The following is a 12,491-nucleotide window of genomic DNA, read 5'->3' on the forward strand; positions in this document are numbered from 1 at the left end:
CGCGGCAAGAGCCCGCGGAGGATATTCGGGACACCCCCTGCCAGCCTTTCAGGTAGGGATTCAGAGTTGAGTTTTGAGCCTGTTTTTAGAAAAAGAGGCTCAAAACAGCAGTGCCGCTTACAAGGCAGGGAAAGCCGCCCATGAGTTCATGGTTGGCCTACCGGCCGATTTTAATTACTTGTCAAGCCTTCTTAATATGAGATTATCTGGTAAGTCACCATTGAATGTGCGTAGTGCCAACACTTCCACAGACACTTCCCCCGTTTGCGGGGACGCACTTTCTCCCGGTCGTTGTAAGGCCAAAATCAGGAAAACGGCCGCTATTCGCTCAGGTGCGTTGGGACCTTTGCTGGCGGCGGCCTGCCTTTTCGTGTTCCTGTTCTCTTCCTGCGGCAAACGGGACGGAGACCCCAGAATTCTGGTTTTCAGTAAGACGGCCGGTTACCACCACAGCTCTATTTCCGCTGGTCAGAATGCCATCGTTGGCCTGGGAAAAGAGCACGGGTTTGCCGTCGACACCACCACCAACGCCGCCTACTTCCAGGAAGACTCCCTGAAGAAATATGCCGCCGTGGTGTTTCTCAGCACCACCGGTGATGTCCTGAACCATTACCAGGAAGCCGATTTTGAGCGATACATCCAGGCCGGCGGCGGGTTCGCGGGCGTGCATGCCGCCACCGACACGGAGTATGGCTGGGGTTGGTACGGCCGAATGGTGGGCGCGTATTTCGCGAGCCACCCAGAACAGCAGGAGGCCATTGTGCGGGTCACGGATGAAAAGCACCCGGCCACCGAGGGGCTGCCCAAAGAGTGGAGACGGAAAGACGAGTGGTACAACTTCAAGAACCTGAGCAAGCAGGTGAAAGTGCTGCTCACCCTGGACGAGAAGAGCTACAAAGGCGGCACCAACGGGGACAACCATCCCGTGGCCTGGTACCATGACTTTGAGGGCGGGCGCGCCTTCTACACCGCCTTGGGCCACACTGAGGAATCTTACCAGGACAAGCTTTTCCTGCAGCATTTGCTGGCCGGTATTGAGTACGCCATCGGGGACAACAAAGAGTTGGATTACGAGAAAGCCACCTCGTTGCGCGTGCCGGAAGAGGACCGCTTTGTGAAAAATGTGCTGACGCAAGGCAAGTTCACCGAGCCCACAGAGATGACCATTTTGCCGAACCTGGACATTCTGGTAGCCCAGCGCCGGGGCGAGCTGATGTTTTACAACCAGGGCAATGGCACTTTGACCCAGGCCGGCTTTCTGGATGTGTACCATACTTCCAGCTCAGACGCCAATGCGGAAGAAGGCTTGATGGGATTGGCTAAAGATCCGGACTTTGCTAAAAACAACTTTATATATCTGTACTACAGCCCGGCAGACACTTCGGTGAACCGGCTTTCCCGCTTTGTCTTCCGGAACGGGAAACTGGACATGGCTTCTGAGAAGATCGTGCTGGAACTATATTCCCAGCGCCAGATCTGTTGCCACACGGGCGGTTCTATCGCTTTTGGGCCAGACAAACTGTTGTACCTGTCTACCGGTGACAACAGCACGCCTTTTGATGAAAAAGGCCAGGCCTACACAAATCAGGGATATGCGCCTTTGGATGACCGCGAGGGGCATTTGCAGTATGATGCCCGGAGAACATCCGGCAACACCAATGACCTGCGCGGAAAGGTGATCAGGATCAGGGTAAAGGCCGATGGCTCCTATGAAATACCGGCCGGCAACCTGTTTTCTAGAAACCAGGCGAAAACCAGACCTGAAATCTACACAATGGGCCACCGTAACCCATACCGCATCTCGGTTGACCAGAAAACAGGGTTCCTGTATTGGGGCGAAGTAGGACCGGATGCCAAGAACGATAGCTTAGCCACCAGAGGCCCCAAAGGGTATGATGAAGTAAACCAGGCCCGTAAAGCCGGTAATTTCGGGTGGCCGCTTTTCGTGGCGAATAACTATGCCTACCACCGGTATAACTATGGTTCAGGGGTTTCTGGTGAAACCTTCAATCCTGCCAGACCGGTGAACGACTCCCGCAATAACACGGGTATTGTGAATCTGCCACCGGCCCAGCCGGCTTTCATCTGGTACCCGTATGATGCTTCCCCGGAGTTCCCGCAGGTGGGTACGGGCGGCCGTAACGCCATGGCCGGTCCGGTTTACTACACAGACATGTTCCCGGAGAAAACCCGGTATGCCCAGTACTACCATGGCAAACTCTTTATCTATGACTGGATCAGGGACTGGATCAAAGTAATCACCATGAAAGAAAACGGGGACTTTGATAAGATGGAGCCCTTTATGGAGCATGAGAAGTTCGCCGCCATCATGGACATGGAGGTAGGGCCAGACGGTAAGCTCTATATCCTGGAATACGGCAAAGGATGGTTCACCGGAAACCCGGATGCCGCCCTCTCCAGAGTAGATTACCTATCCGGGAACCGGCCTCCTAAAATCACGAACCTCACGGTAGACCGCCCGAGCGGGTTGCTTCCTTTCACGGTTACCGCTACCGTAGAAGTGGCAGATCCAGAGAAAGACAACCTCAAATACCTCTGGACTATTAACGGGCTAAGGAAACTAACCGATACTCCGCAACTGGAACATACCTTCACCCAGGCCGGAGACTATGACATCATGGTAGAAGTCACCGATACCGAGAAGGCGACCTCCGGAAGAAAAGCCGTTACGGTGTACGCCGGTAATGAGCAGCCCGATGTGCTGGTGGCCTTACCGGGCAACCGAAGCTTCTACTTTGAGGGAACCCCTGTCAGGTACCAGGTGCACGTAAACACGCCGGGTGGCCAGGTGAAGCCGCAAAACCTGTATGTGTCTGCTGAATACGTAGAAGGAAAAGACCTGGCGGGCGCCTCCATGGGGCACCAGGTAGCCTCCGCTACCCTGGTGGGCAGAACGCTTATGGAAAGCTCAGACTGCAAAGGCTGCCATAAGATAGACCAGAAATCTATTGGGCCAGACTACCAGGCCGTGTCTAAACGGTACCTCAAAGATCCAAAAGCCACCTCACACCTGACGAACAAGATCATCAAAGGCGGCAGCGGTGTGTGGGGCGAGAATGCCATGCCAGCGCACCCAGATTTGTCAGAGGCAGATGCCCGGCAGATTGTCTCCTGGATTCTTTCTCTGGCCAGTCCAACCAGCACCAAGCCTTCGCTTCCGGCCAAGGGAGAGGTTGTGCCAAGGGTAGAGCCGCAGAGGAAGGAGAACACCGTTTTGAAACTCACGGCCACTTACACCCATGAGGGCGGCCCGGGCCTGAAACCGTTGATGGGTTCCAGCGCCATTCAACTGAGAAGCAACCGGATAGATGTGTCGGAATTCAAGCAAGTAAAAGGTTTCGCTAGTAAAGACTCTGCCGGAAGCAAATACCTGGTATTCCCTACAAGTGAAGGCTGGATCAAAGAAACCCTGGATCTAACAGACATCGCTTTTATTGATCTGATGGCGGTGAACAGTGGTTACCTGGGCACCTATGCCGTGGAAGTGAGAATTGGATCGGTGAACGGACAGAGAATAGGCAGCGGACGGATGGCCTTCGGCATAGAAGGGCAGATCGTGAGCACGCGAATTCCTGTCCGGGTTCCGCTCAACCTGCGAACCACGGAAGTGTACCTCATTTGTAAGGAAGTAAATGGCAGAGGAAATAACCGGCCACTTCTGAAAACGGTCACCTTTTCCCCCCAGGGAACTAATGCAGGAACCTCTGTAGTCATTAACCAAGTGAAATAGAGCGGTTCTGAAGTTGGGCTTGCTCTTCCGTTCAGGGCCCGCTTTTAAAAAAACGGGCCCTGAACGGAAGTAGGGGCAAAGAGGGTAAAGCATTGGAAGGGGTACTGTTATAGGGCCGTTTTATGGAAAACGGCCTGAAAACAGGGAAACTAGAGGCTTAAATATTGAGCCACATCACAGGGTAAACCAGTAATGATTTATATATTAGAGAGTATTAATTCAAAAAATTAACCATGGAACAATTGATACACCAGAAACTCAGGTTGGGCATGATTGGTGGGGGACAAGGGGCGTTTATTGGCGCCGTTCACCGCATCGCGGCCCGATTGGACGGGGAATATGAACTTGTGTGCGGCGCTTTCAGCAGCAACCCAGAAAAGTCAAAAGCCAGCGGCGAACTGCTGGGTCTTTCCCCCGATAGAGTGTATGGTTCATACCAGGAGTTATACGAGAAAGAAAAGCAATTACCCGAGGATCAGCGCGTGCAGGTCATCAGCATTGTGACCCCCAACCACGTGCATTTCGAGCCCACCAAACTGGCGCTGGAAAGCGGTTTCCACGTGATCCTGGACAAGCCCATGACCTTCTCCCTGGAGGAGGCCCTTCAGCTGCGCGAAGTGGTGTCCCGCACCGGCAACCTGTTCTGCCTCACCCACACCTACACCGGTTACCCCATGGTCAAAGAGGCCCGGCAACTGGTGGCCTCCGGCAAACTGGGCAAGATCCGGAAAGTGTACGTGGAGTATCCGCAAGGCTGGCTGAGCACCTTTGAGGAAGGCGGCGACAACAAGCAGGCCTCCTGGCGCACCGACCCCAAGCAGAGCGGCATCGCCGGTGCCATGGGCGACATCGGCACGCACGCTTTCAACCTGGCTGAGTATGTGTCCGGGCTGGAAGTGACCCAGCTCTGCGCCGATATCAACGTGGTGGTGGAAGGCCGCCAGCTGGATGATGACGGCGCCGCCCTCCTGAAATTCAACAACGGCGCCAGCGGTGTGCTGTTCGCCACGCAGATTGCCGCCGGCGAGGAAAACAACATCAGAATACGAGTGTACGGTGAGAAAGGCGGCTTGGACTGGCAGCAGGACAACGCCAACACGCTCCTGGTGAAATGGCTGGACCGCCCCGCCGAGATTGTGCGCACCGGCAGCGGTTACGTGGGTTCTTTCGCCCAGCACAACTCCCGCACGCCCGGTGGCCACCCCGAAGGCTACCTGGAGGCTTTCGCCAACCTGTACCGCAACTTCGCCCTGACCGTGAAAGCCAAACTCAGCGGCCAGGAGCCGCAACCTGAGGCGCTTGATTTCCCGGGCATTGAGGAAGGCGTGCGCGGCATGGCTTTTATTGAGCAAGTGATTGCCGCCGGCCAATCAGAAAACAAATGGATACCGTTCACCATCTAGCATAGACATGACCACTATACAAGGACCCGCTATTTTCCTGGCCCAGTTCCTGGGAGAGAATCCCCCGTTCAATGACTTAGAGTCTATCTGCAAATGGGCCAAAAGCCTGGGGTTTGAAGGGGTGCAGATCCCTACCTGGGCCACGAGCTATTTTGACCTGCAGAAAGCCGCCGAGAGCAAAACCTACGCCGATGAGATCAAAGGCATGGTAGAAAGCCACGGCTTAAAAATCACCGAACTGTCTACGCACTTGCAGGGACAGTTGGTAGCCGTAAACCCCGCCTATGACCAACTGTTCGACGGTTTCGCGCCGGAGGCCTACCGCAACAACCCCAAAGCCAGAACCGAGTGGGCAGTGCAGCAATTGACGTACGCCGCACAGGCTTCCCGAAACCTGGGGTTGAACGCCAGCGCCTCGTTCAGCGGGGCGCTGTTGTGGCATACCGTGTACCCGTGGCCGCAGCGCCCAGCCGGTCTGGTGGAAGCCGGTTTTACCGAGTTGGCCAGACGCTGGACACCCATCCTGGATATCTATGACGAGCATGGGGTAGACCTTTGCTATGAGATCCACCCGGGTGAGGACCTACACGACGGTATTTCCTATGAGATGTTCCTGGAGAAAGTGAACAACCACCCACGGGCTTGTTTGCTGTATGACCCCTCGCACTTTGTGCTGCAGTGCCTGGATTACCTGGAATACATTGACTTCTACCACGAGCGGATCAAGATGTTCCATGTGAAGGACGCTGAGTTCAACCCAACCGGAAAGCAGGGCGTGTACGGCGGTTACCAGAGCTGGATTGACCGCGCCGGCCGCTTCCGTTCCCTGGGCGACGGGCAGGTGGATTTCAAGGGTATTTTCAGCAAACTGGCCGCTTACGACTTCAAAGGCTGGGCCGTGATGGAGTGGGAGTGCGCTATCAAGCACCCTGAGGATGGAGCCCGCGAAGGCGCCGTTTTCATCAAAGACCACATCATCCGGGTAACCGAGAAAGCCTTTGATGATTTTGCCTCCACCGGCGTGAACGAAGCCTTGAACAAGCAGATTCTGGGCTTGTCTTAATATCGTTCAGATCAACCACATTGCTCTAAACCCCGGGCTGGCAGCCTGCGAATGTCTCCAGCCCGGGAAAGGAGATTTCCTTCTTGATTTTAACCTCTACACCTTCTAACAAACCGATACATATGCAAAATATCCAACGTTCAAAGCTCTTTTGGGCAAGCTGTTTTGCCCTCCTGGTAACGTCTCTGTCCTTCGGGATCAGGGCCGGGATTCTGAACCAGCTGGGGGTTGAGTTCCAGTTGAGCGCCTCTGAATTGAGTACCATCACCGCTACCGCATTTTGGGGCTTTCCGCTGGCCATTGTGGTGGGGGGCTTCGTGGTGGATGCCATCGGGATGAAGCGCCTGCTGGTGGCTGCCTTCGTGTTTCACCTGGCGGGTATTCTGCTCACCATTTTCGCCCAGGGGTACTGGACACTGTTTCTTTCCACCCTGTTCATCGGCATCGCGAATGGTACGGTAGAGGCAGCCTGTAACCCGTTAGTGGCTACGCTGTACCCGGAAAACAAAACCACTCGTCTGAACTATTTCCACCTGTGGTTCCCGGGCGGTATCGTGATCGGTACTTTGCTCGTGTTCCTGTTCACCAATCTTGGGTTGAGCTGGCAGATACAAGTGGCCGTGATGCTGTTGCCTACCCTGGTGTACGGCTTCCTGTTCTCTAAACTTGATTTCCCGGTAACCGAGCGTGTGGCCTCTGGCTACTCTACCGCCGATATGTACAAAGCGGTACTGTCGCCGTTGTTCATCTTCATGTTCATCTGCATGTTCGGGACGGCTATCACCGAGCTGTTCACCGGCCAGTGGATTGATGTGCTCCTGAGAAACGTGACTGATAACGCGTTGCTGATCTTAACCCTTACCACTGGGGTGATGGTGATTGGCCGTGGGTTGGCCAAGCCCGTGGTGCACAAACTGAGCCCGGCCGGGGTGTTGTGTATTTCTGCCGTTCTTGCTGCCCTGGGAATCTACCTGCTGAGCACTTTAACCGGTAATTCCATCTTCCTGGCCGCGATTGTGTTTGGCTTGGGCGTGACCTATTTCTGGCCTACCATGATCGGTTTTGTGGCGGAGAACATCCCTAAGTCCGGGGCCTTGGGCCTTAACCTGATGGGCGGTGCCGGTATGTTCGCGGTATCTATCTACACCGTGTTCATGGGCAGCTTCTATGACCGGATTGTGACCGAGCGTCTTCCTGCCGGGGCTGACCTGAACCAATACGTAGCGGCGGCGCCGGGTACCGAGATGGCGACAGCCCTGAACAGTGCCAAGAACCTGGCTGGTCCAGAGGTGCTGCAGGCCACGCTGGTGATTCCTATCTTCCTGGCTATCGCATTCGCGGGGCTGTTCTTCTACATGCGCTCCCGCAGAAACAAGAACGTGCAGGATTCACGCTACGCTGCGGCCTAGTACAAACCAGAGACCGGCAGTTCATTCATTTTTTACCCTGACCCTTTGAAGCTGTTCTCTGAATGGCTCATGCAAACCATATGAAGAAGTGAAGAGGCATTCTGGGCCTGTTTTTGACAAAACAGGCCCAGAATAGAATGCTGAGCGCAAAACACAAGTGAAGAAAGGTATCCCGCCTCAAGCATTTGCACCTTTTTGCTGACCCGCATTCTGTCAGCCCTCGAGAGAATAAATTATGAGAAGTAAAGTTGTTTTTTCCGCAGTAGCAGTATTTATCCTTAGTATCACCATCAGCTGGGCCCAGCGTTTAGGTTCGTTCCGGGGCTCGGTCCAGAGCCGCAATTCCGCCGGAATCCCCGGGGCTAACGTCCGGCTCCTGAACACCAACCTGAGCACCGTCTCAGATGCCCAGGGCCAGTTTCTCCTCAACAACGTGCCCGCGGGCCACTACACCGTGCAGGTAAGCGCAGTGGGTTTCGCCACCCTCACCCGCACCGTGCGGCTACCTGAGGAAGAGGCCGATCTGGTAATTCAACTCACCGAATCCGCCGCCCAGTTAGACGAGGTGGTGGTGAGTGCCCAGAAAGTAGAGGAAGACCTGCAAAGGGTCCCCGCAAGCATTACTGCCCTTAATAGCCGCCAGGTGCAGGAATACCGCCTCTGGAGCCAGCGCGACCTCACCGGCATCATCCCCAACCTGTTTTCCTCAGATCCCGGCGATAACCGCAATCTGACCTCCATCCGGGGTATTGCCACCACGTCGTATGATCCGGCTGTGGCCACCTACATTGACGGCGTAAACCAATTCACCCTGGACACCTACCTGCCCGAGTTGCTGGACGTGGAGCGCATTGAGGTGCTGCGCGGGCCGCAGGGTACTCTGTACGGCCGCAACGCCATGGGCGGGGTCATCAACATCATCACCCGGCAACCCGGCAACACCACCAGCGGGTACGCCGCCCTTGATTTCGGGAACTACGGGCAGCAGCGCTACAGCCTGGGCATCAGAACGCCGTTGATCAAGGACAAACTGTTCCTGGGGGCCGCGGGCCTTTTCCGGAAGCAGGATGGCTTCTACACCAACACCTTCAACAACACCGACTTTGACCGCCAGCAGGTATTTGTGGGCAATTACTACCTCCGCTACCTGGTAAACCCCCGCTGGAACCTCACCCTCAACGCCAAGCACTCGGCCAACCGCAATCGCGGGGCTTTCCCGCTTGTCTTTAGCATTGAGGAAGCCTTCGCGCACCCGTTTGAGGTGAACCAGAACTCGGTAGGCAAGATGATAGACAACACTTTCAACGGCTCCTTCATTGTGAACCATACCGGCCCCGCGTTCAACTTCACCTCCCAGACGGCTTACCAGTCTAACTACCGCATCTATGACGAGCCCCTGGACGGGGATTTCTCGCCCATTGACGGGGTTTCCATCGTGAACAACTATGGCCAGGACTGGAACAAGGTGAAGGTCTTCACCCAGGAAATTAGGTTTTCCTCGCCTACCTCCACGGTCTCTAACTTCCAGTGGATTGCGGGTGCCTACGGGTTCTTCCATGACAACCCCGTGAAAGTGGGCACGCACTTCGGTGAGGACGCCGAAATGGTGGGCGCGCCTTTCCCTAATTTCACCAGCATCAACATCAACGACGGCGAGAGCTACGGTGCGGCTTTCTTCGGACAGGGAACCTACCAGATTCAGACCAACCTGGAGCTGACCGCCGGCTTACGGTATGACTACGAGCACCGGAAACAAGCCATCCGGGGGGAGTTCCAACCCGATGGCGACGAGCTCATGGTGGTGCTCCCGGATACCTCTTCCACCGCCAGTTTCAAGGCGTTCTCGCCCAAGGCCAGCCTGGCCTATCACCTCAGCGAGAATTACCACCTGTACGGCTCCTACAGCCGGGGCTTCCGGACGGGCGGCATCACGCAGCTTTCCTCAGATCCCTCGCAGCCGCCATTGTTCGCCTATGACCCTGAATACAGCGATAATTTTGAAATCGGGCTGAAAACGGCTTTCCTCCAGAACCGCCTCACCGCCAATGTGTCGGCCTTTTACACCCAGGTGACCGATGCGCAGGTGCCTACGCTGGTGCTGCCGGAGGCCATCATTGTGACCCGCAACGTGGGCGAGCTGGAGAGCAAAGGCCTTGAACTGGAACTGAACGCTACCCCGGCCAAAGGCCTGGAGGCCAGCTACAGCCTGGGCTACACCGATGCCCAATACACCAGCCTCACCGGCTCCGCCGATGGCGAGGAAGTGAACCTGGAAGGCAACAAACAGGTCTTTACCCCCGATGTCACCTCCATGCTGGCCCTGCAATACGGCTACGGCCTGGGCGCGACCCAAAGTCTGCGGCTGGTGCTGCGCGGCGAGTGGCGCTACCTGGGCAAACAGTATTTTGACCTGGCCAACCAATTGTCGCAAGACGGGTTCAGCACGTTCAACGCCCGCGTAGGCGTTCAGGCCAAACGCTACGAAGTCTTCTTCTGGGGCAGAAATCTCACCGATGAGAAATACATTGACTACGCTTACAGCTTCGGGGCGGCCCGCCTGGGCAACCCTGCCACCTACGGCGTTTCTCTGCGGGCGAATTTCTAGGCATGTATGGCCTTAGAGTAGGCCTGATTGATTTACAGAATACTTTTCACCGGCGATGGGTTTAGGGGCTGATTTGGTTAAAACAGGCTCTAAACCCATCGCTGGCTTCTTTTGCTTCTCTCGTCCCTGCACCTGTAGACGGTAAACACGCATGTTTGAGTTGAAGGAAAAAGTACAGGAGTCACCTAGCCCCACAGCGGTATCAGTAGGCCCACAGCCCAGGTTTTCGTCCGGCAGGGCCGCATCGGGTGCACATCTAGGCATTGTACCTTTGCTCAGACCAGGCCCACTTCATCACCAAATGCGACTACTTCATGCTTATCTTGATTTGGTAGTGAAGACCTTCGGGGTGCAGCGGTTGATTTACGGTTCAGAATGACCAGTGTGCCCTGTACCCGGTGCTTATGAAGATATGCTAGATTTGGTAAATGATTAATTTGCCATTTTCAGCCAGCACGAGCAGGCCCTGTTGTACGGAGAGTATGCAGGCCGCTTTTACAGATTGAGTTCCTAAACGCAAAAGCCCATTTTTATGGATTTACTGTTAGCGGGAAAGATCATCATTGTGTCAGGCGGCGCCAAGGGCATTGGCCGCGGGATTGCCAAAGTGCTGGCGCAGGAGAAAGCCATTCCGGTGATCCTGGGCCGGAGCGAGGCTGATAACCTGGAAACCGTGGCCGAGATCCTGCATGAAGGCGGGCAGGTCTTTCAGGTGGTGGCAGAGCTCAGCCACCCTAACGAATGCCGGCAAGCTGTGGAAACGGTTATAGGCCAATTTGGCTGCATTGACGGGCTGGTGAACAATGCCGGCCTGAACGATGGGGTGGGGCTGGAAAACGGCAACTACCATGACTTCATGGCCTCGCTGCACCGGAACCTGGTGCACTACTATCTTTTGGCGCACTACGCCTTGCCCGAGCTGATCAGGTCCAAAGGACCAATTCTGAACATCACCTCTAAGGTAGCCGAGACCGGGCAGGGGAACACCTCGGCCTACGCTGCTGCTAACGGCGGTCGCAACGCCCTCACCCGCGAGTGGGCAGTGGAACTTCTGAAATACGGCATCCGGGTGAACGCCATTGCCGTGGCCGAGAGTTGGACGCCGCAGTATGAAAGTTGGCTACAGACCTTGCCGCACCCGGAGGAAAAGTACCGGGAGATCGTTTCGCGCATTCCGCTGGGGCACCGCATGACCACGCCGGAGGAAATAGCCCAGACGGCGGTTTTTCTGCTGTCTTCTAAATCAAGCCATACCACCGGGCAGATTATCCACGTGGATGGCGGCTACGTACACCTGGACCGGGCCATTTAGGCTGTCCCCGGGAATTCCTGAAGCCCGTCGATTTAAGGCTGATTTTCCAAAAACGACCTTAAAATGGAAAGCCCGCGAAAACGGCTTTTGATCATTCCCTGTTTTGGCCTCGGATTTCAAAAAAGGACTCAAAAACAGAATACCCGGGCATTGGGTGTTGCTTCCGTCTTCAGGAGAAAATCTGAAAAAGGCTATATTTGACGAAGTAAACTAATTTTTCTGCCCTCTATGTTTATCGGACACTTCGCCTTTGGCTTCGGGGCCAAGTCTGCCGCCCCTAGGGTCTCGCTGGGAACCCTTTTCTTGACGGCCCAATTGCTGGATCTGCTTTGGCCCACGTTTCTGCTGCTGGGCTGGGAGCGGGTCGTTATCAGCCCCGGCATCACCAAAGTCACGCCTCTTGACTTTACCCATTACCCCATTTCGCACAGCCTTCTGCTGGTGCTGGGCTGGGGTTTGCTCAGCGGCGGGTTGTATTGGCTCCTGAGTAAATACCGGAGGGGCGCGCTGGTGGTGGCAATCTGCGTGCTGAGCCACTGGGTTCTGGATCTGGTCATGCACCGCCCAGATCTGCCGCTGTACCCGGGTGATTCCCCGCTGCTGGGCCTGGGGCTGTGGAATTCCCTGGCCGGAAGTCTTTTAGTGGAAGGACTGCTGTTTGCTATCGGGGTAGAGTTGTATCTGCGGAGCACCCAAGCCAGAAACAGAACCGGAAACTGGAGCCTGTGGGCCCTGATTATCTTTTTGGTGGTAGTGTATCTCCTGAATTTGTTCGGTCCGGCACCTCCTGCGGTGTCGGCTATAGCTTGGGCCGGGCAGTTGCAGTGGCTCTTTGTTGGGTGGGGCTACTGGATAGACCGTAACCGCCGGCCACTTTCTCAGCGGGGCCTACAACCGGAAAATCAGCTCCAGGAAGCTTAACTTAGGTATCTTGTAGAAGCTTCACTT

Annotated in this window: 7 protein-coding genes; all 7 read left to right on the forward strand. The window is 55.5% G+C overall.

Annotated elements, in window-relative coordinates; all coding sequences use genetic code 11:
- Positions 1–196: 196 nt before the first annotated feature.
- The 7 genes from J3P35_RS08540 to J3P35_RS08570 all read left to right on the forward strand — a co-directional run bounded on the left by J3P35_RS08540 (position 197) and on the right by J3P35_RS08570 (position 12,464).
- Positions 197–3,751, forward strand: a complete 3,555-nt coding sequence (locus J3P35_RS08540; RefSeq protein WP_210463903.1) for a ThuA domain-containing protein — start codon at positions 197–199, stop codon at positions 3,749–3,751.
- Between the two features lie 233 nt (positions 3,752–3,984).
- A complete protein-coding gene (locus tag J3P35_RS08545) occupies positions 3,985–5,154 on the forward strand; it encodes a Gfo/Idh/MocA family protein (protein ID WP_210463904.1) in 1,170 nt (389 codons plus the stop codon).
- 7 nt (positions 5,155–5,161) lie between these two features.
- Positions 5,162–6,217: a sugar phosphate isomerase/epimerase family protein gene (locus J3P35_RS08550; RefSeq protein WP_210463905.1), complete on the forward strand. Its 1,056-nt coding sequence runs from the start codon at positions 5,162–5,164 to the stop codon at positions 6,215–6,217.
- Positions 6,218–6,339: 122 nt separating this feature from the next.
- Positions 6,340–7,626 (forward strand): MFS transporter, encoded by a 1,287-nt coding sequence (locus tag J3P35_RS08555; protein WP_210463906.1) that lies wholly within the window; start codon positions 6,340–6,342, stop codon positions 7,624–7,626.
- A gap of 235 nt (positions 7,627–7,861) precedes the next feature.
- Positions 7,862–10,231 carry a TonB-dependent receptor gene (locus J3P35_RS08560; protein WP_210463907.1) on the forward strand — a complete coding sequence of 790 codons (2,370 nt, stop codon included), beginning with the start codon at positions 7,862–7,864 and terminating at the stop codon, positions 10,229–10,231.
- A gap of 532 nt (positions 10,232–10,763) precedes the next feature.
- Positions 10,764–11,543, forward strand: a complete 780-nt coding sequence (locus tag J3P35_RS08565; protein ID WP_210463908.1) for an L-fucose dehydrogenase — start codon at positions 10,764–10,766, stop codon at positions 11,541–11,543.
- Between the two features lie 228 nt (positions 11,544–11,771).
- Positions 11,772–12,464, forward strand: coding sequence for a metal-dependent hydrolase (locus tag J3P35_RS08570; protein WP_210463909.1), 693 nt, complete (start codon positions 11,772–11,774; stop codon positions 12,462–12,464).
- Positions 12,465–12,491 lie beyond the last annotated feature (27 nt).

The sequence above is a fragment of the Rufibacter roseolus genome (assembly GCF_017916365.1).
Classification (GTDB): Bacteria; Bacteroidota; Bacteroidia; order Cytophagales; family Hymenobacteraceae; genus Nibribacter; species Nibribacter roseolus.